The 21,688-nt window shown below is 38.6% G+C and carries 24 protein-coding genes; 13 read left to right on the forward strand and 11 right to left on the reverse strand.

The genetic code is table 11. The features are described 5' to 3' along the window. Window positions 1-39 precede the first annotated feature (39 nt). Window positions 40-1,542 carry a glucose-6-phosphate dehydrogenase gene (gene zwf / locus AC1D0Y_RS17575; RefSeq protein WP_013059860.1) on the reverse strand — a complete coding sequence of 501 codons (1,503 nt, stop codon included), beginning with the start codon at window positions 1,540-1,542 and terminating at the stop codon, window positions 40-42. Between the two features lie 305 nt (window positions 1,543-1,847). Continuing rightward, complete coding sequence (locus AC1D0Y_RS17580; RefSeq protein WP_028409724.1) at window positions 1,848-2,294, reverse strand: staygreen family protein; 447 nt, start codon at window positions 2,292-2,294, stop codon at window positions 1,848-1,850. 177 nt (window positions 2,295-2,471) lie between these two features. On the opposite strand from AC1D0Y_RS17580, the gene AC1D0Y_RS17585 reads away from it, so the two are divergent. From AC1D0Y_RS17585 to AC1D0Y_RS17595, 3 genes are all read left to right on the forward strand, one after another. Continuing rightward, entirely contained in the window at window positions 2,472-3,146 is a 675-nt protein-coding gene (locus AC1D0Y_RS17585) for a uracil-DNA glycosylase (RefSeq protein WP_028409723.1), read from the forward strand. A gap of 103 nt (window positions 3,147-3,249) precedes the next feature. Beyond that, on the forward strand, window positions 3,250-3,567 hold the full coding sequence (locus AC1D0Y_RS17590) for a YwdI family protein (protein ID WP_028409722.1): 318 nt from the start codon (window positions 3,250-3,252) through the stop codon (window positions 3,565-3,567). 15 nt (window positions 3,568-3,582) lie between these two features. Continuing rightward, complete coding sequence (locus AC1D0Y_RS17595; protein ID WP_013059856.1) at window positions 3,583-3,954, forward strand: DUF423 domain-containing protein; 372 nt, start codon at window positions 3,583-3,585, stop codon at window positions 3,952-3,954. A gap of 24 nt (window positions 3,955-3,978) precedes the next feature. Here AC1D0Y_RS17595 and gerQ read toward each other — a convergent pair whose 3' ends face one another. From gerQ to hemQ, 3 genes are all read right to left on the reverse strand, one after another. After that, window positions 3,979-4,458, reverse strand: coding sequence for a spore coat protein GerQ (gene gerQ / locus AC1D0Y_RS17600; RefSeq protein ID WP_013059855.1), 480 nt, complete (start codon window positions 4,456-4,458; stop codon window positions 3,979-3,981). A gap of 26 nt (window positions 4,459-4,484) precedes the next feature. Continuing rightward, on the reverse strand, window positions 4,485-4,907 hold the full coding sequence (locus AC1D0Y_RS17605) for a cell wall hydrolase (RefSeq protein WP_016765947.1): 423 nt from the start codon (window positions 4,905-4,907) through the stop codon (window positions 4,485-4,487). A 177-nt stretch (window positions 4,908-5,084) separates the two neighbouring features. Next, window positions 5,085-5,828, reverse strand: a complete 744-nt coding sequence (hemQ, locus tag AC1D0Y_RS17610; RefSeq protein WP_013059854.1) for a hydrogen peroxide-dependent heme synthase — start codon at window positions 5,826-5,828, stop codon at window positions 5,085-5,087. 276 nt (window positions 5,829-6,104) lie between these two features. On the opposite strand from hemQ, the gene pta reads away from it, so the two are divergent. Further along, window positions 6,105-7,076 carry a phosphate acetyltransferase gene (gene pta, locus AC1D0Y_RS17615; RefSeq protein WP_013059853.1) on the forward strand — a complete coding sequence of 324 codons (972 nt, stop codon included), beginning with the start codon at window positions 6,105-6,107 and terminating at the stop codon, window positions 7,074-7,076. Between the two features lie 32 nt (window positions 7,077-7,108). On the opposite strand, the gene lipL is transcribed toward pta, so the two are convergent. Further along, window positions 7,109-7,960, reverse strand: a complete 852-nt coding sequence (gene lipL / locus AC1D0Y_RS17620) for an octanoyl-[GcvH]:protein N-octanoyltransferase (protein WP_028409720.1) — start codon at window positions 7,958-7,960, stop codon at window positions 7,109-7,111. A 127-nt stretch (window positions 7,961-8,087) separates the two neighbouring features. Beyond that, window positions 8,088-8,762: an RsfA family transcriptional regulator gene (locus tag AC1D0Y_RS17625; RefSeq protein WP_028409719.1), complete on the reverse strand. Its 675-nt coding sequence runs from the start codon at window positions 8,760-8,762 to the stop codon at window positions 8,088-8,090. A gap of 201 nt (window positions 8,763-8,963) precedes the next feature. Here AC1D0Y_RS17625 and AC1D0Y_RS17630 point away from each other — a divergent pair, with 201 nt between their 5' ends. The 3 genes from AC1D0Y_RS17630 to AC1D0Y_RS17640 all read left to right on the forward strand — a co-directional run bounded on the left by AC1D0Y_RS17630 (window position 8,964) and on the right by AC1D0Y_RS17640 (window position 11,222). Beyond that, entirely contained in the window at window positions 8,964-9,188 is a 225-nt protein-coding gene (locus AC1D0Y_RS17630) for a YuzB family protein (RefSeq protein ID WP_013059850.1), read from the forward strand. 193 nt (window positions 9,189-9,381) lie between these two features. Beyond that, window positions 9,382-10,689, forward strand: a complete 1,308-nt coding sequence (locus AC1D0Y_RS17635) for an HD domain-containing protein (RefSeq protein WP_195781542.1) — start codon at window positions 9,382-9,384, stop codon at window positions 10,687-10,689. 23 nt (window positions 10,690-10,712) lie between these two features. Beyond that, window positions 10,713-11,222: a YwgA family protein gene (locus AC1D0Y_RS17640; protein ID WP_013059848.1), complete on the forward strand. Its 510-nt coding sequence runs from the start codon at window positions 10,713-10,715 to the stop codon at window positions 11,220-11,222. Window positions 11,223-11,268: 46 nt separating this feature from the next. Here AC1D0Y_RS17640 and AC1D0Y_RS17645 read toward each other — a convergent pair whose 3' ends face one another. Further along, the gene (locus tag AC1D0Y_RS17645; RefSeq protein WP_477707824.1) at window positions 11,269-11,454 is read right to left on the reverse strand and encodes a 2-hydroxymuconate tautomerase; all 186 of its coding nucleotides are present in this window, start codon (window positions 11,452-11,454) and stop codon (window positions 11,269-11,271) included. 273 nt (window positions 11,455-11,727) lie between these two features. Here AC1D0Y_RS17645 and AC1D0Y_RS17650 point away from each other — a divergent pair, with 273 nt between their 5' ends. Together AC1D0Y_RS17650 and AC1D0Y_RS17655 are read left to right on the forward strand one after the other, a co-directional pair. Continuing rightward, on the forward strand, window positions 11,728-12,372 hold the full coding sequence (locus tag AC1D0Y_RS17650; RefSeq protein WP_016765944.1) for a site-2 protease family protein: 645 nt from the start codon (window positions 11,728-11,730) through the stop codon (window positions 12,370-12,372). Window positions 12,373-12,391: 19 nt separating this feature from the next. Continuing rightward, entirely contained in the window at window positions 12,392-12,904 is a 513-nt protein-coding gene (locus AC1D0Y_RS17655; protein ID WP_025752469.1) for a YwhD family protein, read from the forward strand. Between the two features lie 40 nt (window positions 12,905-12,944). On the opposite strand, the gene AC1D0Y_RS17660 is transcribed toward AC1D0Y_RS17655, so the two are convergent. Beyond that, window positions 12,945-15,011 (reverse strand): transglycosylase domain-containing protein, encoded by a 2,067-nt coding sequence (locus AC1D0Y_RS17660; RefSeq protein ID WP_098332542.1) that lies wholly within the window; start codon window positions 15,009-15,011, stop codon window positions 12,945-12,947. 266 nt (window positions 15,012-15,277) lie between these two features. Between AC1D0Y_RS17660 and speE the strand changes: the two genes are divergently transcribed. The 4 genes from speE (at window position 15,278) to argS (ending at window position 19,354) form a co-directional block, all read left to right on the forward strand. Further along, entirely contained in the window at window positions 15,278-16,105 is an 828-nt protein-coding gene (gene speE / locus AC1D0Y_RS17665) for a spermidine synthase (protein ID WP_013059843.1), read from the forward strand. 75 nt (window positions 16,106-16,180) lie between these two features. Further along, a complete protein-coding gene (gene speB / locus AC1D0Y_RS17670; protein WP_221841146.1) occupies window positions 16,181-17,059 on the forward strand; it encodes an agmatinase in 879 nt (292 codons plus the stop codon). 187 nt (window positions 17,060-17,246) lie between these two features. Further along, window positions 17,247-17,687 (forward strand): YwiB family protein, encoded by a 441-nt coding sequence (locus AC1D0Y_RS17675; RefSeq protein WP_225049788.1) that lies wholly within the window; start codon window positions 17,247-17,249, stop codon window positions 17,685-17,687. Next, window positions 17,684-19,354: an arginine--tRNA ligase gene (gene argS, locus AC1D0Y_RS17680; protein ID WP_014457737.1), complete on the forward strand. Its 1,671-nt coding sequence runs from the start codon at window positions 17,684-17,686 to the stop codon at window positions 19,352-19,354. The genes AC1D0Y_RS17675 and argS overlap by 4 nt, the downstream gene beginning before the upstream one ends. Before the next feature lie 31 nt (window positions 19,355-19,385). Here argS and uvsE read toward each other — a convergent pair whose 3' ends face one another. Both uvsE and cls read right to left on the reverse strand, forming a co-directional pair. Continuing rightward, window positions 19,386-20,339: a UV DNA damage repair endonuclease UvsE gene (gene uvsE, locus AC1D0Y_RS17685; RefSeq protein WP_043977511.1), complete on the reverse strand. Its 954-nt coding sequence runs from the start codon at window positions 20,337-20,339 to the stop codon at window positions 19,386-19,388. 24 nt (window positions 20,340-20,363) lie between these two features. After that, complete coding sequence (gene cls / locus AC1D0Y_RS17690) at window positions 20,364-21,557, reverse strand: cardiolipin synthase (RefSeq protein ID WP_051421112.1); 1,194 nt, start codon at window positions 21,555-21,557, stop codon at window positions 20,364-20,366. Window positions 21,558-21,688 lie beyond the last annotated feature (131 nt).

Raw genomic sequence — 21,688 nt, forward strand, 5'->3', positions numbered from 1 at the left:
ACAAGAAAAGCAGCTGTATACTACAGCTGCTTTTTTTATTTACTCTTTAGGGGAGAAGTTGTCTTCTCCGACTGGCCACCAGTGAAAACCGTCTTCAGCAAGCAATGCGTCTGATTCTTTTGGCCCCATTGAACCTGACTCGTAGTTCGGGAAGTTTTGTGCTTTTGTGCTTTCCCATGCTTCTGAAATGGTATCAACAAACTTCCAAGAAAGGGCTACTTCATCCCAGTGAGTAAAGTTCGTTGCATCTCCAAGCATGCAATCATAAATAAGGCGCTCATAAGCTTCCGGTGTATTCATTTTATCTCCACAGTTATTGCAATAGTTCAAGTTAATTGGTGTGGACGATGTTGCACCCGGAGTTTTACGCGCGTTTAAGTGAAGCGTAATACCTTCTTCCGGTTGGATATGAATGACAAGCAAGTTTGGATGAATTTCTTTATCTTTATTGAAGTACAGGTTCATTGGTAAGTCTTTGAACTGTACAACAATTGTCGTTGCTTTTTCTTTCATGCGTTTACCTGTACGGATATAAATTGGTACGCCAGCCCATCTGAAGTTATCAATCATAAGCTTACCAGATACAAATGTAGCGGTATTAGACTCAGGATCAACCGAATTTCCTTCGCGGTAGCCGATCACTTCTTCTCCTTCAAGTACACCTTTGCCGTATTGGCCTCGTACAAAATAATCATCTACTTCATCTACTGATAAAGAGCGAAGAGCACGCAATACTTTTACTTTTTCACTGCGAATTTCTTCCGGTGTTAATTTAATTGGCGGTTCCATGGCAAGCAATGCCACCATTTGAAGCATATGGTTTTGTACCATGTCTCGAAGGGCACCTGAAGACTCATAGTAACGGCCACGGTCTTCTACACCAAGCGTCTCGCTAGACGTAATTTGGATGTTTGAAATGTATTGATTGTTCCACATTGGTTCAAATAGAGCATTTGCAAATCGAATAACTTCGATATTTTGCACCATTTCTTTACCGAGGTAGTGGTCGATACGATAAATTTGATCTTCCTTAAATGCATGGCGAATTTGTTCATTTAGTTCTTTAGCAGAAGGATAATCATGGCCAAACGGCTTTTCAATGACTAGGCGACTCCAACCGTCTGTTTGTGTTAAACCTTCATTTTTTAAATTTGAAGCAATTGTTCCGAAAAATTCAGGTGCCATTGCTAGATAGAAAATACGATTTCCAGGCACGTTGTATTGCTCATCAAGGCTTTCTGTTAGGCTTTTTAATTCTTGATAAGAAGCGACATCTGTTACGTCAAACGGTTGGTAATAAAAATGTGAAGCAAACTTTTCAATGTCAGCGTCACTGTTTTTGAAACTGCTCACTGATTTTTTTACATTTTCGCGTAATTCGTCATTAGTCCAAGGTCTTCTTGCGACACCAACAACAGCGAAATCTTCCGATAGTTTGTTCGCTTTATATAAGCGGAAAATAGAGGGGAATAACTTACGTTTTGCTAAATCACCTGTAGCGCCAAAAATTACGATAATGGATTTTGGTTGTACATTTGTCATTACTTCTAGGACCTCACTTTGTCGTAGTTACGTTCAATTTTTTTCCGCTTTAACAGACAACACTTAAATGAAATCTGGGGATTCATTGCCCGTTAAACTCGGCCTTTATAAACAAACGAATGATTGCTTGTTTACCTTTTCCTTTATGTATAGAACTACTAATAAATTGTAACGATTTTAAAGGGTTAACGCAAATAGATTAAAACAATTTGTAGTTATTATTCCATGTTTTTAACAAGTTTAAAAGTATTTTGTTTCGAATACGGAGAAAAAGCTACCGTTATTTTAACAGTAGCTTTTCTCATTTATTTATATTGATACAGGGAACCGATAGATTTTTTTGTTAAAAATGGCAAGTCAGGGCTATCGGCAATGATAAAAATAGGACAGTGCATTAAAAGTGGATATTTTTCGAAAAAAGAAGCATCAGCGTGATAGATGGACGATAGAATAACAGGGAGCTGTTCTAAAAAGTGAAGGTAGCGTGTAATGGTTTCATCTGTTGATGTATGCGCACCGATGTAATAATACATAGTAAGGGAATAAAAGCCTTTATCAAAGACGAAGGATGCTAAATATTCGTTCCGCTCTTTTTGCATATGATCGTAGGCAAATTCAATGCCGATTTGAATGGAAGGAACAGAAGTGTGTTGACCTGGGAAAACGGTGTATTTTCTTGGTATCATCGGTTCAACGGGTGTAACACCCAGGCTGTAGGTTACATCTATTTGGTGGGGATTGCTAATGATCATATGGAATCCCTCCTTTAATATAAAAATACACTCTTTATAAGTGTATACAAAGTTTCATTGAACATGACAATATTAAAATATGCCCAGGCTCTCAGCATATTTAAAGCAGGCAACGTTTGAGCAGGAGGCAGAGTTTACGATAAAATAACAAAAAAGATTATTATGAGGTGATAAGCGATGAGTATTTTAAAAAATGACTGGGCTCCTTTATTAGAAGAAGAATTTCAAAAAGACTATTACATACAGCTTCGAGAATTTTTAGTGGATGAATATAATCACCACACCATTTACCCTGATAAATATGATATTTTTAATGCTTTACACTATACGGATTATAAAAATGTAAAAGTGGTCATATTGGGACAAGATCCTTATCATGGACCAAATCAAGCGCATGGACTGAGCTTCTCTGTTCAACCAGGAGTAAAAACACCGCCTTCTTTAGTGAATATTTACAAAGAGCTGAAAAATGAAATGGATTATCATATTCCGAATAACGGTTATTTAGTCAAATGGGCAGAACAAGGTGTTCTTTTGCTTAACACTGTTTTAACAGTTAGAAGAGGAGAAGCGAATTCTCACAAAGGAAAAGGGTGGGAACAGCTGACGGACCGCATTATTGAATTAGTGGCACAAAAAGAGGAGCCAGTCGTGTTTTTGCTGTGGGGCAAGCATGCACAAGCTAAAAAAGAGCTTATTCATCATTCGCACCATTTAATTTTGGAAAGCCCGCACCCTAGCCCATTTTCGGCTAATCGAGGCTTTTTTGGTAATAATCACTTTCAACGAGCAAATGAGTTTTTGCTTCAACAAGGACGTCAATCTATTGATTGGCAAATTGACGATGTGTAAAAGTGAGCATTTCATGAAGATTAGCTTCAGACATAGCCTCCTATTTCATCTTTTGATAAAATAGCTGTATAAAGTCATATTGAATGTAAGATGAGGTGTCTACATGGATATAAAAATGGCGCAGCTCCTTGATAAAATTAGTGCAGAAGTACAAAAAGCAAAGCACCATTCGAATAGTGCGAACGTTCGAGATCAATTGGTTGCCATAAAAGCACTATGTGAGCTTGCATTAGATCAAAATGGAGAGGTTTCACTATCGAAACCTGTCTCGGTTTCAAAACCTGTTGTAATGTCTTCACCGGAAATTGTGCAATCGCCTGAGATTATGCAGCAACAGATTATTCAGTCATCCAAACCTAATTTTGAAGGAACGAAATTGAAATCAGATGATGCAAACGGCGATAGTCTGTTTGATTTCTAAAGTGAGGAGAAAAACATGAAACTATTTTTAATAATCGGTGCAATCAATGCAATGTTAGCGGTTGCTCTTGGTGCTTTTGGAGCGCATGGGTTAGAAGGGAAAATCTCAGAGAAGTATTTAGAGGTATGGAAAACGGGAGTGCAGTACCAAATGTTCCATGCAATGGGGCTGTTTGTCATTGCGTTTCTATTAAGCAAATTTCCTCAATCTTCTTTGTTAACAGCTTCGGGCTGGATTATGTTCGCGGGGATTGTGCTGTTTTCGGGCAGTCTCTACGTATTAAGTACGTCCGGTATTAAAGTTCTCGGCGCGATTACGCCACTAGGTGGAGTTGCATTTATTGTGGCTTGGATTTTAATTGTTGTTGCAGCTGTAAAATGGCTATAAAAAAACCCCTGAAAAGGGGTTTTTTTAACGCGGAGAATAATTGCTCAACTGCTGGCCTCCACCGCTAAACGGATAGTTATATTTGATTGGACCCTCAAAAGTGATGTAATCGAGATAAACCATAAGTAGTAAATAACGAGTGCCAGTTTGTGGATCACTTAAAATGATATGATCGCGTCCGGCTGCTTCAATTTCCCCTCTAAAGACCTTAGCGTTCCACTGCGTGTTATTTTCAAACGTCATATATACAGTCGCTATTTTTCCTCGATTCAAACGTAAAATATTTTCAATATATGATTCTTCAATGGGCAGTTGATTCGGGTCTTGCGGGGCACCGCTGCCTCCAGAAGAGGTAGGGGGCGGACCTCCTTGACTTTGCCCTTGAACCTGCTGGCCGCCTGGCTGGGGCTGCTGCGGCTGAGGCATATAATAAGGGTAGTTTGGACTCATATACGGATTTTGCATATATTGCTGTTGCGGTTGATTTGACTTTGGTTTTTTCATAGGAACCTCCTTCAAACAAAAAGAAATTAGTAAACTCCTGGACAATCAGCTTGAGTTGGTGCGAAGAAACAGTGAGATTTAAATCGTCCTGTGTTATTTTGGTTATACCATTGAGCAGGACAGTCGCCGCTGGGCTTGAAAAACCACAGTGAGTTTTCCGCGGGGTTAAAACGTTCCCCTCTTAATACACGTCGTGCAAGTGTAATTTCAGACTGGCGAGCACGCTGATAAAAGTAGCCTTTTTGAGTTGCTTCAAATCCGCCTGGGTTTTGAAACACCATCTGACGAATGGTTCTTATATTTCTAAAATCTAAACAGGGAGCTTTAGCGCGGTTCACGCCTACATTTCCTACCAGTAACATCCCTTGTTTTCCTTCACTTTCGGCTTCAGCTCGAATGAGTCTGGCTAGGAGCTTAACATCTTCTTCGTTGTGTGCAACGACTGCCATTATCCCACCTCGCTTACTTGTGACACTGTTGTATATATATGGTCCTGTAAGTGCGAATATGCCATGGCTAGAAAATAAAAAACCTGTTTCCACGTGGAAACAGGTTTTTTAGATAAAGCTCATTGATATTTATTGCTCTAGGCGTTACAAAAGCGATGAGCGCTTTTGCGGCTTAGTTTAAACGTGTAAAAAGCGTGCAATAGCTTCTTCTTTTAATAAATTTCCGACAAAGAAGCTACCAAATTCCCCGTAGCGAGCACTTACTTCGTCAAAACGCATTTCGTATACTAATTTTTTAAATTGAAGTACGTCATCTGCAAAAAGAGTAACGCCCCACTCGTAATCATCAAAACCAACAGAACCCGTAATGATTTGCTTTACTTTTCCAGCGTATTGACGTCCAATCATTCCATGACTGCGCATTAAGCTGCGTCGCTCTTCCATAGGAAGCATGTACCAATTGTCATTTCCTTGACGACGTTTATCCATTGGATAAAAGCAAACATGACTAGCTTTTGGTAAAGTTGGATATAGTCTAGCTTGGATTTGAGGATTTTCATAAGGATCCTCCCCAGCAGGTAAGTAGTTGCTTAATTCAACTACTGATACGTATGAATAAGTAGGAATGGTAAACTCAGCAAGCTTTGTTTTATTAAATTCTGTTTCAATTTCATTTAGTTCTTCCATAGTAGGACGAACAAGCATTAGCATAAAGTCCGCTTTTTGGCCGACAATGGTATATAAAGCATGACTGCCTTGCTTCTCAGCTTCAGTTCCTTTCCATTTCTCAATCAATCCTAAAAATTCATGGATAGCCGCTTGGCGATCGTCGCTTGATAACTGCTTCCAAGCGCCCCAATCGATTGAACGGAAATCATGAAGTGCATACCAACCGTCTAATGTTTGTGCTGCTTCTGCCATTTCGTTTCACTCCTATTGTCCGATTATGATAAATTCCAATTCTACTATATCATAGTTTGTCCGAAGAACTGGAATGAAAAACCTGTGATTTTGTGACTAAACTTTAAACAATTGTCGCAAAGTAAAAACAGGTTTCATTTTAGGTGTTAGTGGAAAATTAAGAATTAAAAGACTTTTTCGTAATCATGGATTCTTGAAGGACATGCCTTTGATTTTTAAAAAAAGTGGAGTATCCTATTATGAGAAAAGTTTTTTACATATCGAGGAGGATTTACTTTGAGTGATTTATTTACAGGTTTAAAACAAAAAGTATCAGCTAGCGATGTATCAATCGTATTCCCAGAGGGATTAGATGAGCGCGTATTAGGCGCTGTTTCTCGTTTAGCTGCCGACAATATCTTAAAGCCTATCGTTGTTGGAAACAAAGACGCTGTAGCATCAAAAGCAGCAGAACTAAACGTAAAACTAGACGGTGTTGAGGTTCTAGATCCTCAAAGCTACTCTGAATTTGATGAAATGGTAGCAGCGTTTGTTGAGCGTCGTAAAGGTAAGGCAACAGAAGAAGATGCTCGCAAAATTTTATTAGATGAAAACTATTTTGGCACAATGCTTGTTCATATGAACAAAGCTGACGGTCTTGTAAGCGGAGCTGCTCATTCTACAGCAGACACAGTACGTCCGGCTCTACAAATTATCAAAACAAGACAAGGTGTTAAGAAAACATCTGGCGTATTTATTATGGTTCGCGGCGATCAAAAATACGTATTTGCTGACTGTGCAATCAACATCTCACCTGACAGCCAAGATTTAGCTGAAATTGCTATCGAAAGTGCTCGTACAGCTGAAATGTTCGATATCGATCCTCGTGTTGCTATGCTAAGCTTCTCAACAAAAGGATCAGCAAAATCTCCGGAAACAGAAAAGGTAGCAAACGCAGTAGAAATTGCAAAAGAATTAGCACCAAGCGTAACATTAGACGGCGAATTCCAATTCGACGCAGCATTTGTTCCTTCTGTAGCTGAAAAGAAAGCACCAGGTTCAGTGATTAAAGGAGATGCAAATGTATTTGTATTCCCAAGCCTTGAAGCAGGTAACATTGGTTACAAAATTGCACAGCGCCTAGGAAACTTCGAAGCAGTAGGTCCAATCTTACAAGGTCTAAACAAACCGGTAAACGATCTATCTCGCGGTTGTAACGAAGAAGATGTGTACAAGCTTGCTTTAATCACAGCAGCTCAAGCGTTGTAATAAAAAAACTCCGTCCTAGGGCGGAGTTTTTTTTATTCGGCTAATGAACCTAATGCTTTTTCGTTGCGGTCATACATGCGCTGCAGCTGCGTCTCAAACAGCTCTTGTTCGGTAGCATTTAAAGGCATATTCACAAGAGAAGAGCTCATACTATTCAGTGTTTGCAATAAAAGCAGCATGACATCAGAAACGGTTAAATCAATCTGTAATAGTTCAGATAGCGAAGCCATTGTGTGAGGCTCGATATCTGGGTATGAAAATTTAGTTTCCGTGTTTTGGAGACCTTTTTTGTAAAACTCTTGAATGAGAGAAGCACGTTTAGAACCGCTTCCTTTAACGCATAAGTAAATTTGTACAGCCACTCCGCTGCGAACGCGTCGCTGTGAAATGCCTGCAAATTTTTGATTGCGAATGCTTAAATCAAAGCTGCCGGGACAATAAGAGCCTACGATTTCCTTCGCTTCAATTGCTGTCCCGTAAGATGCAAACATGATCTTAATCAAATCAAACATGGCTTCATATCCACGATCAATATCAATTCCTTTTTCTGCATCAGGAAAAATTAAAGAAATGTTTAGAACATCCTGATCAAGTACGACAGCGAGGCCGCCTGAATTGCGGACGATTGTTTTATATCCTTGTTCGTGTAAATAAGCTGCACCTTCAGCTAAATGAGGTAGCTTTGTATCTTGGATGCCTAATACAATCGTATCGTGATGCACCCATGAGCGCATGACAGCTGGAGATTCACCTCTTCCAACGGTTGTACAAAGCGTGTCATCGATGGCAAAAGAATGACGGGCATCAAAATGAGGACCTAGACTGGATTGATCAATAATACGCCAAGCGGGCTGTGCTAAAAGCTTCAAACTATTCTGCTGCATATCTCAAACCCCTTTATAAACAGTAAACGAACATATTATAGCATAAAGGCGTCGTGTCATTGACTGTAAAATAGAAAAAGAAGAAAGAAGAGCCAAGTTTGACATCCTCTTTCTTCGTTCATGTAGCTTATTCAGCCATTTTCTCAAGATTTCCGTTGCGATCCATTTTAAATGTAGTAGAAGAACGTTCTTCTTCATCGAATAGAGCTAACTTTCGCGCACGGTTCATGATTTGCATTAATGTTTCATAGTCTTCTTGAATAGTAGTAGCATTTGCCTCGAGATGTTTGATTTGTTTTTCCAACTCTGTGTTTTTCTTAGCTAGCTCTGCATTTTCTTGCATCAAGCGTTTATTTTCGCTTTGCAATGCTTGTAAACTGCTCGCTTGATTTGGCATTGTTTGCAAAAAGCGAATAACATCAGCCATTGAAAGCTCCTCGCTGCTGCTTTTTTCTACTTGTGTTTCAGATAAGCTATATGTTGCTGTAGGTGCGGACATCATTTGTTCCACATGCTCTACAGATGCTGGTGGTGTATATAATAATTTCTTTTTGCCTTGCTCTTGTCCAAGTGCACGCATGCGCTGTTTTCGCTGTTTTTTTGCTAGCTGAAGTGCTTTTTCATACTGATGGCGTACCACAGCATTCCATCTGAATCCACATGCTGCTGAAGTGCGATTTAATTCATCTCCAACTTCTTCAAACGCATTCAGCTGCGTACTTCCTTCGCGGACATGGCGCAATACTGTTTCAGCTAATAATAAGTCGTTTTCTTCTGTCCAAGCATCTTGTCTATCTTTCACTTTGTTCACTCCTCTATTTTCCATGACTCATAGTAATCATGTTTTGTAGTATCATCATGTACAAAAAATCCATACTTTATACCATTTCTTCTAGGAGTATGATAGATTTTGCTTCCTTCTTTAACTTGCATCGGACTTCAAATAGGGGTAAAATACCCCTTAGACAAAATGATGAACCAATTTTGAAAGGATTGTGTCAACATGGCAAATGAATTTAGAATTTGTGATGATTGTCAGGCAACAAACGTCAAAACGTTGTTACCTCGACTTAAAAAAATAGATGAACAAGCTGAAGTACAAATCGGCTGCCAGTCTTACTGTGGACCCGGACGTAAAAAGTCATTTGCATTTGTAAACAATCGTCCTGTAGCAGCGCCAACAGAGGATGAATTAATCGAGAAGATTGAGAAAAAAGTAAAAAAATAGATAGTGAAACAATAAATAGCTGCTTTTCTGCTACTTATTTGTCGAACGAGCTTCTTACAAACAGAATCGCCTTGTTTGTTAAGTAAATCACCTTGGTTGCTTGACAAGGTGATTTTTTATTCTGAATAGGAAAATAGGAAGTGAATGTCGAAAAATTATAGCAACAACAAAGTGAAGATAGAGAGGTATGTAAATGACATATCCTAATGAAAAACTCAGTGAAGAAAAAGTATTTAAAGATCCTGTTCACCGCTATATCCATGTAAGAGATCGTGTTATTTGGGAGCTAATTGGGACAGCCGAATTTCAAAGGCTGCGTCGTATTAGACAGCTAGGAACGACATACTTAACGTTTCATGGGGCTGAGCACAGCCGTTTTAGTCATTCCCTAGGTGTTTATGAAATTGTGCGCCGTATTATTGATGACGGTTTTCAAGGACGCCCTGAATGGAATGAAGATGAGCGTATTCTTTGTCTTTGTGCTGCTTTACTGCACGATTTAGGTCACGGTCCGTTTTCACATTCGTTTGAGAAGGTTTTCCACTTAGACCATGAAGAATTTACACAAGCCATTATCGTAGGTGACACAGAGGTAAATCAAGTGTTGACGAAAGTAGGAAAGGATTTTCCTAAAAAAGTGGCTGAAGTAATCGCGAAAACATATGAAAATAAGCTTGTCGTTAGTTTGATTTCCAGTCAAATTGATGCAGATCGCATGGATTATTTGCAGCGTGATGCGTATTACACAGGAGTAAGCTACGGTCACTTTGATATGGAACGAATTCTGCGCGTTATGCGTCCGAGGGAAGACCAAGCCGTGATTAAACATAGCGGTATGCATGCGGTTGAAGATTATATTATGAGCCGCTATCAAATGTACTGGCAGGTGTATTTTCATCCTGTTACGAGAAGTGCTGAAGTAATTTTGACAAAAATTTTACATCGTGCAAAAGAGCTCCATCATCATTACTATGAGTTTAAGCAGGAGCCAACTCATTTTTATTCGATTTTTGAAGAAGAAATATCGCTAAAAGAGTATTTGAAATTAGATGAATCTGTGATTTTATTTTATTTTCAAGCGTGGGAAGAAGAAGAGGATGAAATTTTATCTGATCTATGCCGAAGATTTATGAATCGTCAGCTTTTTAAATACATTGAGTTTAATCCGAATTCACAAATGAAGATGTGGATGGAGCTTACAACATTATTTAAAAAAGCGGGTATTAATCCAGATTATTATTTAGTCGTCGATTCTTCAAGCGACTTACCATACGATTTTTATCGACCGGGTGAAGAGGAAGAACGTTTGCCGATTCATCTGTTGATGCCAAATAATGAAGTGCGTGAATTATCACGTCAGTCGGAGATTGTTGAAGCAATTTCAGGGAAAAAGAGAACCGATCATAAATTATATTTTCCACAAGATCTCATTGATCAATTGTCGTCTAAGCGAAAAGTTAAAGATCAGATTATAAACTTACTAAAAGGAGATCAGAGTTAAATAGTATAGGAGTTGAAGGGGCTGTGTTAAACGATCACGCAAAGATTGTGAAAGTATTTTCCGCGGCGGGAGAAGTTGTTGGCAGAAAAAAGTTACAAAAGATGATATTTATCGGAAAAAAGCTGAAGTTTCCTTTTTATGAAAAGTATAATTTTCACTTTTTTGGACCTTATTCTGAGGAATTAACGCTTCGAATTGAAGAGCTGTGCAACTTAGGCTTTTTAAGTGAAATTAAAGAGAAAAAAGGCGGGTATATGCAGTATCGCTACGTATTAACAGAAGCGGGGGAAGGATTTCTAAGCCACTATGATTTAGAACTTCCTCACTTGCAGGAATGTATGAAGGATATGAATGAACAAAGCTCGAAATTTTTGGAGCTTGTCTCCACGATTTTATATTTCGATAATTTACCGAAAGAAGAAGTAAAAGAAAAAGTGTTTACGCTAAAGCGTAAGCAAAACTATACAGAAGAAGACATTTCAGAAGCATACAAATATATTGAAAAACTTCAGGCAACGCTGTCTGTCCATTAAAAAGATGCCATAGGTTCATTCCTATGGCATCTTTTTTATGTAGGCGTTATTGATCGCTCATGCGCTTGCCCGCTACAGCGTAATGGTTTTTAGACATTTCTTCAATGATAATAGATACTTTTCCAGGTGCTGCACCTGTTGTTTCCACAATAGCATCCGTTACTTTTTCAACAAGAGCTCTTTTTTGATCATCTGTACGGCCCTCAAGCATTTTAACAGTTACAACTGGCATAATGTGTACACTCCTTTTTGGTCATTATATGATTAGTGTACCCGTTTTCTGAATAAAATGACAGTATGAGATAGTGATGGAGGCCATAATCTGTAGTATACTTTTATAATAACATCGATATAAAAAACAGCTGTGTCCAAAGGAATCTCATCGCTGGTCTTTGAGAATTTTTAGGGCATATTTGAAGAAGCCTTGTATCTTTCTTACAGCAAAAAAAGATTCATCTAGTAGATGTGATAGGTAGAAATTATTTTAAAATAAAGGAGATAAAGAGTGGAACATTTTTTAGCTTTTTCATTGCAAGACCTTCCTTACGTGGTAATGACGCTTATTGTTGCATTCACGCTGCATGAGTTTGCACATGCGTATGTAGCTTATTTATTTGGAGACCACACGGCTAAAAAGCAAGGAAGGCTAACGCTTTCTCCGCTGGCTCATTTAGATCCATTTGGAACGCTTTTGTTAATTATCGCAGGTTTTGGGTGGGCGAAGCCGGTTCCTGTTAATCGCTATTTCTTTAAAAAGCCTCGTTTAGCTGGTATTCTAGTATCGATAGCGGGACCGTTTAGCAACTTGGTGTTGGCATTTATCGGCTTGCTTATTTACTATTTGATGAATAACGCCGCAGTGGACAACGATGCGCTTTATCGTTTTGTTACATTATTTATTCAAATAAACCTAACACTAGGTGTATTTAACTTGTTGCCTTTTCCACCTTTAGACGGCTACCGCGTGATTGAAGACCTCGTTCCGCCGTCTACGCGAGCCAAGATGACGCAGTATGAGTCTTGGGGCATTTTTGTATTTTTGATTCTTGTGATTACACCTCTGGATCGCATTGTGATCTGGCCGCTTCTAAACGGAGCAGCAACATTTGTTATGAATATCTTTCAGCAGATATTAGCACCACTGATTTAATGAATAGAGGAGGCTTACTATGACTCAGCCAAAAAAGAAAAGTATAGGATTTAATATCATAAAAGACGATTCAACCGACGGCCACGGCGGTTACGGGGTTGGAGCGTTAAGTTTAGAAAACATTTCACCTGTTTTTGTTTGTCCGAGCGACGAAGAAGTATTTGTGGATATCGGTGCGATGCATGCAAGAAGTGTAGTGGAAAAAGGAATTAAGTTCTTACCGAATAAAGACGAGGTGCCAAACGGCAAGTTATATTGGCTTGTGTGGGTAACGATTGATCGCAAGCAAGAAGGACCTTACTACGCAGGTATGACAGCATGTGAAATGACCGTTGATCGTGAAATTCGCCGTGGCTATAAGTCACTTCCTGAACACGTAAATAAAATGGATAAATCTTTAAAACGACGCATTATGGTAGAAGAAATGGATAACAAGTCTAAGGATTTGCTTCGTGAGTTTTTGAAGTCTCATAATGAAGAAGTTTGGACGTTATCTAATGATGACTTAAAAGAAGCGCTTCAAACATCGTAATGCTAAAAAAAGCTTAAGGCCTTGGCCTTAAGCTTTTTTTTTAATCAAACCATTTGGGTAACCAGTGAAACTTTTTATCTTCTGTTTCACGCTCTTTTTTCTTCGTTTTTGCTGCATGATCGATGTGATCAGTACAATATGTTTTTGGCTGTGTTCCAGTTAAATAATAAGCTTTATATTGAACAGGGCATGATTTGGATGCTAACTTTCCATTTTGAGGATTAATGTTTACGCTCATTAATCCGTTTGGTGCTTTAAACTTTTCTTTTTTCTTCCCTTGTAAAGCATCTTCCATAAATAATGCCCACATTTTTTTTGCGTATCCTTTTTCAGCTACATCATCCATTGTCCTTCCTTGATCATATCCAACCCAAACGCCTGAAACGAGCTGAGGAGAGTAGCCAATCATCCAGCTGTCCGTGGAGGTTGTGCCGGATTTTCCTGCATAAGGACGAGATACATATTTAGAAATAGGCTTTCCTGTGACGGTTGTATAGCCATTTAGCTTTTGATTAAACATGCCTGTCATTAAATGAGTAGTAAGAAAAGCATAGCGCTTATCAATAACTTGTTTCCGTTCCGAAGGAGCTTGATAAACAACTTCTCCTTCATGGGTTTCAATTCGTTTAATAAATGTTGGACGAATTTCTTTTCCGCCATTAGCAAAGATGCCGTACGCATTAACCATATCAATGACTTTGACAGGTGAAGTTCCAAGAGCTAAAGATGGAACTTTCTTTAAAGGTGATGATATTCCAAGTGTTTTAGCGGTTTCAATCAAGCGGTTTTCCCCAATAAACAAATGCGTTTTTACGGCATAAATATTGTCTGAAAGTGCGATGGCTTGAGCCATTGTAATAGGAGCATCTGCATAATAATTGTGATAGTTACTAGGCGTGTATGTCGAAACGCCATCTTCCAATTTGAACGTCGTTTCTTCACTTTTCATTGGAGTAGATTCAGTAAAACCATCTTTTAACGCCGCATAGTATAAAAATGGCTTCATCGTTGAGCCAGGCTGTCTTATTGCTTGAGTCGCGCGATTAAACGGGCTCTTTTCATAATCTCTTCCACCAATAAGAGCTTTTACTTGTCCATTTTTAGGATTCATCGCAACAAATGCACTTTGTACGTCTGAAGAGCTGCTGATAACATCCTTCATTTTTTCTTCGGCCGTTCGCTGCATCTTTTCATCCAGCGTTGTATAAACGCGAAGTCCATTTGTATAAATCATGGTTTCATCAATGCCTAAATCTTGCTTTAATTCTGCTAGCGCTGCATCCATAAAGTAAGAAGCATCTTCTTTATTAGGATCTTTTTCAGCAGGCTTTGCGAATGCTAGAGGTGTTACAAGCGCTTTTGTTGCTTGCTTAGCTGTAATAATTCCATCCTCTTTCATGAGAGATAAAATGATATTTTGTCGTTTTTTTGCATTTTCTTGATGAATAAGAGGAGAGTAGTAGCTAGGGCCTTTTGGAATACCTGCTAACATACTCGCTTCACTTAACGTCAAATTTTTGGCATGCTTATCAAAATACAACCTAGCTGCCGCTTCAATTCCATAAGCTCCATGGCCGTAGTAAATCGTATTCATGTAGCCTTCTAGAATTTCATCTTTGCTATAATTCATTTCTAACCGAATTGTATACAGAGCTTCTTGAAGCTTTCGAGTCCACGTTTTGTCGTGCTCTAGAAACAAGTTTCGTGCATACTGCTGAGTAATGGTACTCGCACCCTGTACTTTTCCCATAGCTTTTATATCAGCTACAATTGCTCCGGCGATTCGATGCATATCAAAGCCGTGATGCTCATAGAAGCGCTTATCTTCAACGGCTAAAGTCGCATCTTTTACGTAAGGTGAAATTTGATTAAGTGAAACCCAGTAGCGCTTTTGTCCATTGTGAACTTCATCAAGAACTTTACCGTTTGCTGAGTAGAAAACAGCTGTTTGAGAAACGTTTAGCGGAGGGGGGCCAGAGATTTTGGCGTAGAGAAAGATGCTTATGTAGGCAAACAACAATAAAGCCCCCGCTAATATACCAAGGACGAGAAGAATTCGGAAGATGCGTCTTGCCTTTTTTAAATGTTCGGTTAATACCGTTTCCATTTCTATTCACCACCAATATGTGTCACTATGCACCATGCATGTTGTTTTCAATACAACAAAATTCTATTAAAAGAGCGGTGCAAGTAGATTCTAAAGCTTGTATCTATCATCAGTATGAAATAGAAAAGGAGGTTTTAAACCTCCATTGCTAAAAATTTTACTTGCTTTTTTGCTGAATTCATCTATACTTTTTTCATGTTTGTATAAATTATGTTAGGGTAATCTATGCATAGGTTAATTCTCAAAATAGAAGGGAAGAGTTTGAAATGGAATTATGGTTCACAGAAAAGCAAACAAAGAACTTTGGTATTACAGCTAAAATTAATCGCACTTTACATACAGAGCAAACGGAGTTTCAAAAATTAGACATGGTTGAAACAGAAGAGTTTGGTAACATGCTCCTACTTGACGGTATGGTTATGACAACGGAAAAAGATGAGTTCGTTTATCATGAAATGGTTGCGCATGTACCGTTATTTACGCATCCAAATCCAGAAAACGTACTAGTTGTAGGTGGAGGAGACGGAGGCGTAATCCGTGAAATCTTAAAACACCCAAGCGTAAAAAAAGCGACGTTAGTTGATATCGATGGAAAAGTTATTGAGTACTCAAAAAAATTCTTACCTTCAATTGCGGGCAAACTAGAAGATCCTCGTGTTGATGTACAAGTAGATGACGGATTTATGCACATCGCTAAAAGCGAGAACGAATACGATGTCATTTTAGTGGATTCAACAGAGCCAGTAGGTCCAGCTGTGAATTTATTTACAAAAGGATTCTATGCAGGTATCTCAAAAGCACTTAAAGAAGATGGTATCTTTGTTGCTCAATCGGACAACCCTTGGTTTACGCCAGAACTTATCTCAAATGTTCAGCGTGACGTAAGAGAAATCTTCCCGATTACACGTCTATACGTAGCAAATATTCCGACGTACCCAAGCGGTTTATGGACATTTACAATGGGTTCAAAGAAACATGATCCATTAGAAGTAAGTGAAGATCGTTTCTTCGATATTGATACAAAGTATTACACAAAAGAATTGCACAAAGCCGCATTTGCTTTACCTAAATTTGTGCAAGATCTTATTAAATAAGTTATCACATACAAGTGAGGTGCCAGAGATTTAAGACTGGCATCTTTTCTATGAATAATGAAGGAGGAACAAAATATGCGTTTTGATGAAGCTTATTCAGGTAATGTATTTATCGGCAGTCACCCTGTTTTTGCAGAAAGTGAAGCGGTTCTTTATGGAATGCCAATGGACTGGACAGTTAGCTATCGTCCAGGTTCACGATTTGGCCCAACTCGTATTCGTGAAGTATCAATTGGATTAGAAGAATACAGCCCGTATTTAGATCGAGAGCTAGAGGAAGTAAAATATTTTGATGCAGGAGATATTCCACTTCCATTTGGGAATCCTCAGCGCAGCTTAAATATGATTGAAGAGTATATCGACCAGCTTTTAGCAGCAGACAAGTTCCCATTAGGTATGGGCGGAGAGCATTTGGTTTCTTGGCCTGTTATGAAAGCTATGTATAAAAAATACCCAGATTTGGCCATTATCCATATGGATGCTCATACAGACCTTCGTGAAGAGTATGAAGGAGAACCACTTTCTCATTCCACTCCGATTCGTAAAGTTGCAGAACTAATCGGACCGGAGAATGTTTATTCATTTGGTATTCGTTCAGGAATGAAAGAAGAATTTCAATGGGCAAAAGAAAACGGCATGCACATTTCAAAATTTGAAGTTCTAGAGCCGTTAAAAGAGATTCTACCAACACTTGCAGGTCGTCCTGTTTATGTAACAATTGATATCGATGTATTAGATCCAGCGCACGCTCCTGGTACAGGAACAGTAGATGCAGGCGGTATCACATCAAAAGAGCTTTTAGCTTCTATTCACGCAATTGCTAAATCAGATCTTCGCATTGTCGGAGGAGATTTAGTAGAAGTAGCTCCAATTTATGATCCGTCTGAACAAACCGCTAATACAGCAAGCAAGCTTATTCGCGAAATGATCTTAGGCTGGGTGCAAAAGAAATAAATAAAGTAAAAGGCGGCCGCTGTGGCTGCCTTTTTTATTTGGAATATGTGAATGCGTCACGTACTGTAAAAAGGTGAATTCTCGGCGTATCTATCATATTTCCTTTGAAGTATTATTGAATTCTTTCTTTAGAATGTTTATACTATTTAAGTTATAACGTATTCATTTTAATAAGGAAGTGTCTTTTGTGAGTAACGCTTCAGAAGTCAAGAAACCCATTGAAGTTAAAATTGTGACGGATATCCGCGATGGTCACCGAAAAGAGACAACATCGGTAAATGCAAAAGGTATGTATTATGAAAAAGGATCGAAAATTTATCTTACATACACAGAGCGCCAAGAGGAAATCGGAGATATTAGAACAATGGTGAAAATTAGCGAAGATGAAGTATCAATTAATCGAACCGGTGCTGTTCAAATGAAGCAATCGTTTCGTAAAAAGGTACAGATCGAAGGAACTTATATAAGCCCTTATGGACGTATGGATTTACTAACATTCGCTCATAACATTGAATATAAACAAATGACTCAAAAGGGTCGATTATTTTTAACGTATGATCTAGAAGTACAGGGTCAGCCTACCGGGAACTATGCGTTAACCATTACATTCAAGGAGGAGAAAAAATGAACATCGTCGAACAAGTGCAGCAAAAATTAAAAGCTGAAATTCAAGATGCTGTGGTCAAAGCAGGACTTGCTGAAAAAGCAGAACTTCCAGAAGTTCTATTAGAAACCCCAAAAGATAAAACACATGGTGATTATTCTACCAATATGGCTATGCAGCTAGCTCGTATTGCGAAAAAAGCACCGCGTGTTATCGCTGAAGAGCTTGTAGCAAACTTCGATAAATCAAAAGCATCTATCGAGAAAATTGACATTGCAGGCCCTGGATTCATCAACTTTTATATGAATAACTCTTATTTAACAGAGCTTATTCCAACGATTGTAAAAGCTGGTGAAGCGTATGGCCAAACAAACGTAGGGAACGGACAAAAAGTACAGGTTGAGTTTGTTTCAGCTAATCCGACAGGGGATTTACATTTAGGACATGCCCGAGGTGCTGCAGTTGGAGACTCATTATGTAATGTTCTTGAAAAAGCAGGTTACGATGTGTCACGTGAATACTATATCAATGATGCTGGTAACCAAATTAATAACCTGGCTTATTCAGTAGAAGCACGCTACATGCAGGCTCTTGGTTTAGAGAAAGAAATGCCTGCAGACGGCTATCATGGTGCTGACATTATAAACATCGGAAAAGAGCTAGCAAAAGAGCACGGAGACAAGTATGTAAATGCCTCTGAAGAAGAGCGTTTTGAATTCTTCCGTCAATACGGGTTAGATTACGAGTTAGCTAAATTAAAGCGTGATCTTGAACAGTTCCGTGTGAAATTTGACGTATGGTATTCTGAAACGTCTCTTTATAAAAATGATAAAATCTCAGTTGCACTTGAAACGCTGAAAAAACAAGGCCATGTATATGAAGAAGAAGGTGCTACGTGGTTCCGTTCTACGACATTTGGTGATGATAAAGACCGTGTGTTAATTAAAAATGATGGTTCATTTACGTACTTAACACCAGATATTGCGTATCACCAAGACAAAATTCAACGTGGATTTGATAAGCTAATTAACATTTGGGGAGCCGACCACCATGGATATATTCCTCGTATGAAAGCGGCGATTCAAGCGCTTGGTTATGAAAAAGATACGCTTGAAGTAGAAATCATTCAAATGGTTCAACTGTATCAAAATGGCGAAAAAATGAAGATGAGCAAACGTACAGGTAAAGCAGTAACAATGCGTGATCTAGTAGAAGAGGTAGGCCTTGATGCAACTCGCTATTTCTTTGCGATGAGAAGTGCGGATACACATTTAGACTTTGATTTAGATTTAGCTGTTTCTCAATCTAATGAAAATCCTGTATACTACGCGCAATATGCTCATGCCCGTATTTGCAGTATTCTTCGTCAAGGTGAAGAGATGGGGATTCAATCAACATCTGGCGCTGACCTTTCATTAATTAGTGCAGAAAAAGAAATGGAACTACTGAAGAAAATCGGAGAGTTCCCTCAGGCCGTAGCGGAAGCAGCAACAAAACGTATTCCGCACCGCATTACAAACTATGTATTTGATCTTGCTTCTACGTTCCATAGCTTCTATAATGCAGAAAAAGTATTAGACAGCGATAATGTAGAAACAAGTAAAGCGCGTATTGAACTAGTGAAAGCTGTTCAAGTAACGCTTCAAAACTCCTTAAAACTAATTGGTGTTTCAGCACCTGAAAAAATGTAACAAAAAAAAGAGCCTCTTGGCTCTTTTTTATTTAAAAAACAAGCGTGGCACCTCCTGTACGCTTTACTCCTCTCATTGATGCTAAATCTTCCACTAATTTTAGCAGCGCTTTATCTTTTAATTTTGCTTCTATCATTACGTCAAAATCTTGTCCAATATCTTTAGCCATTTGCAAAAAAGGTGCGATAAAATCAGTTGAGACATAATCAGAGTGACTTCTAAATTCTTTTTCAGATTTAGGAGAAGAGATATGTACTTTTGGTTTTAACCCGATATGTTTCCACGTGTCAAAGATACGAGGGAGCAATAATGCAAGAGGTTCTTCTCCTTCATTTGCTTTGTGGTGGTGATAATCAAAGAGGAGAGGGACTTTCTCTTTTTCGCATACAGCTAATGTTTCTTCAGTTGTGTATGTTTTATCATCATTTTCAAGAGTCATGCGCTTTTTAATGACAGGTGGCAGCGTTTGAATGTTTTCATGAAATCGACCGATCGCTTTTTCTTTATTGCCATAGGCTCCACCTACGTGAATATTAATAAGAGCTTGATCGGCCACTCCCATCGCTTCAAGCATTCTATAGTGATAATTCATATCTTTTACCGCATTTTCTGTAATATGTTTTTTGTCGCTTGTAAATAATGTGAACTGATTGGGGTGAAAACTCACGCGCAGCTGATGATTCCGAATCAATTCTCCTATCTCTGACCAATCGTCTTGGAACGCATCAATGTAATTCCAATCTACTTCAGGATGAGTAGCTAAAGGGACAAGAGAAGATGATAATCGATACAGCATAATTTCATGGGCAATATTAAAATGTAAAGCGCGCTTAGTATGATTTAAATTTTGTTTTGTGACGTAATGAAGCTTATCCAGCCTCTCATCTTTTTTCATTTTTTCCCATCTGGTAAACGTGAGGGTTTTCGCAGGTGAGCAGTCCCAAAGCGACAGGGCATGTGATACATAGCCAAATCTAATTTTCATTATAAATTTTCCTCTTTTCGTTCATTAAAGCAACGGAGAAATAAAGGTTGCAAATCCTTGCTTTAGTTTTTCACTCCATTTTCGGTTTTTGACATCTTCTAAAGACAAAATGGGGCATTCCCCCATACAAGCTTTAAAGCTGTTCTTTACCTCTTCAATGTATATGGCATCGTAGATTAAACAGTTGATTTCAGCGTTTAAGAACAAGCTTCTTTTATCAAAATTAGCCGTTCCTACATCGCAGATAACATTGTCTGCAATTAATACTTTTGCGTGGTAAAAACCGTAATAATATTGATAAATCATGCAGCCTGCTTGAAGTAATGTAGGAAGATAGGCAAATGCAGCATGATGAACAAGCGGTTGATCTGCACGCATTGGAATCAAAATATGAACTTGTACTCCCCGTGCGCGAGCTTGCAGTAGCGCATTCATCAAAGGTTCACTTGGAATAAAATAAGGAGTACCTATGTACAATTCCCTATTGGCTTGGTTGATAATCGATAAAAAGCTTTCTTCAAGTGAAAAACCTTCAGTCGACTGTAGCTGAATAACATAGTCTCCTTCAGAGGCTGCTGGAAAGTATCTTTCCACTTTACGCAGGTCTATGCCCGTAGCAGCATACCAGTCGCTCAACAGCTGCATTTGAAGATCTTGGATACCTTCACCTTCCATACGCAGGTGGTAATCTTTCCACACCCCAAGCTTGGCGTCGAGTCCTAAATATTCTCTGCCGATATTAAAGCCGCCAATGTAGCCAACTTTCCCATCAATAACGGCCATTTTACGGTGATTGCGTGCATTGAGTGTATAAAACAAATAAGGCCACCGTAGCGTTCGACTGTAAGCAAAATGAACGCCTTGTTTCTTTAAGAATGCAATTTTGTTTTTCTTGATTTTATAGCTTCCCACACGGTCTACCAATAACCGGACTTCAATATTTTGCTGTGCTTTTTGGACTAGTAAATCTAAAAAATCTTGGCTAATTTCATCATTTTGTACGATGTAAAACGATAAATGGATAAATGAAGAGGCATTTTCTATTTCATGAAATAAATCTTTATACAAGACATTCCCGTCTGCGAACAAAAAAAGAGAAGCACGGCGCTTTGGAAATGTATTTTCAGCCTGAGAAAATACTTTCTTTCCAACGCCAAGGTCAATTGCAAGCCAAGCAATAAAAATAATAAAAAGTAAAATTACAACCATGCCGCTCATCACGTCACCTCTTTTCCCGATGTAAATACATTTTATGTTGTTCTTAGTGTCACCTTGTTTAAATAGAATATGAACAAAAGAACGAAAAGATATTGACTGAATGCTCATTCATTATATACAATGAAAGCAGA

It is taken from the genome of Priestia sp. P1_B12_1 (assembly GCF_056406695.1).

Excerpts from the sequence above, each read along its gene's own strand:
- speE (WP_013059843.1), top strand. The coding sequence starts at position 15,278 with ATGGAATTATGGTTCACAGAAAAGCAAACAAAGAACTTTGGTATTACA.
- zwf (WP_013059860.1), bottom strand. The coding sequence starts at position 1,542 with ATGACAAATGTACAACCAAAATCCATTATCGTAATTTTTGGCGCTACA.
- AC1D0Y_RS17660 (WP_098332542.1), bottom strand. The coding sequence starts at position 15,011 with ATGGAAACGGTATTAACCGAACATTTAAAAAAGGCAAGACGCATCTTC.
- speB (WP_221841146.1), top strand. The coding sequence starts at position 16,181 with ATGCGTTTTGATGAAGCTTATTCAGGTAATGTATTTATCGGCAGTCAC.
- AC1D0Y_RS17595 (WP_013059856.1), top strand. The coding sequence starts at position 3,583 with ATGAAACTATTTTTAATAATCGGTGCAATCAATGCAATGTTAGCGGTT.
- AC1D0Y_RS17590 (WP_028409722.1), top strand. The coding sequence starts at position 3,250 with ATGGATATAAAAATGGCGCAGCTCCTTGATAAAATTAGTGCAGAAGTA.
- AC1D0Y_RS17655 (WP_025752469.1), top strand. The coding sequence starts at position 12,392 with ATGACTCAGCCAAAAAAGAAAAGTATAGGATTTAATATCATAAAAGAC.
- AC1D0Y_RS17580 (WP_028409724.1), bottom strand. The coding sequence starts at position 2,294 with ATGATCATTAGCAATCCCCACCAAATAGATGTAACCTACAGCCTGGGT.
- AC1D0Y_RS17645 (WP_477707824.1), bottom strand. The coding sequence starts at position 11,454 with ATGCCAGTTGTAACTGTTAAAATGCTTGAGGGCCGTACAGATGATCAA.
- lipL (WP_028409720.1), bottom strand. The coding sequence starts at position 7,960 with ATGCAGCAGAATAGTTTGAAGCTTTTAGCACAGCCCGCTTGGCGTATT.
- cls (WP_051421112.1), bottom strand. The coding sequence starts at position 21,557 with ATGAGCGGCATGGTTGTAATTTTACTTTTTATTATTTTTATTGCTTGG.
- AC1D0Y_RS17585 (WP_028409723.1), top strand. The coding sequence starts at position 2,472 with ATGAGTATTTTAAAAAATGACTGGGCTCCTTTATTAGAAGAAGAATTT.
- AC1D0Y_RS17605 (WP_016765947.1), bottom strand. The coding sequence starts at position 4,907 with ATGGCAGTCGTTGCACACAACGAAGAAGATGTTAAGCTCCTAGCCAGA.
- gerQ (WP_013059855.1), bottom strand. The coding sequence starts at position 4,458 with ATGAAAAAACCAAAGTCAAATCAACCGCAACAGCAATATATGCAAAAT.
- AC1D0Y_RS17630 (WP_013059850.1), top strand. The coding sequence starts at position 8,964 with ATGGCAAATGAATTTAGAATTTGTGATGATTGTCAGGCAACAAACGTC.
- AC1D0Y_RS17635 (WP_195781542.1), top strand. The coding sequence starts at position 9,382 with ATGACATATCCTAATGAAAAACTCAGTGAAGAAAAAGTATTTAAAGAT.
- argS (WP_014457737.1), top strand. The coding sequence starts at position 17,684 with ATGAACATCGTCGAACAAGTGCAGCAAAAATTAAAAGCTGAAATTCAA.
- hemQ (WP_013059854.1), bottom strand. The coding sequence starts at position 5,828 with ATGGCAGAAGCAGCACAAACATTAGACGGTTGGTATGCACTTCATGAT.
- uvsE (WP_043977511.1), bottom strand. The coding sequence starts at position 20,339 with ATGAAAATTAGATTTGGCTATGTATCACATGCCCTGTCGCTTTGGGAC.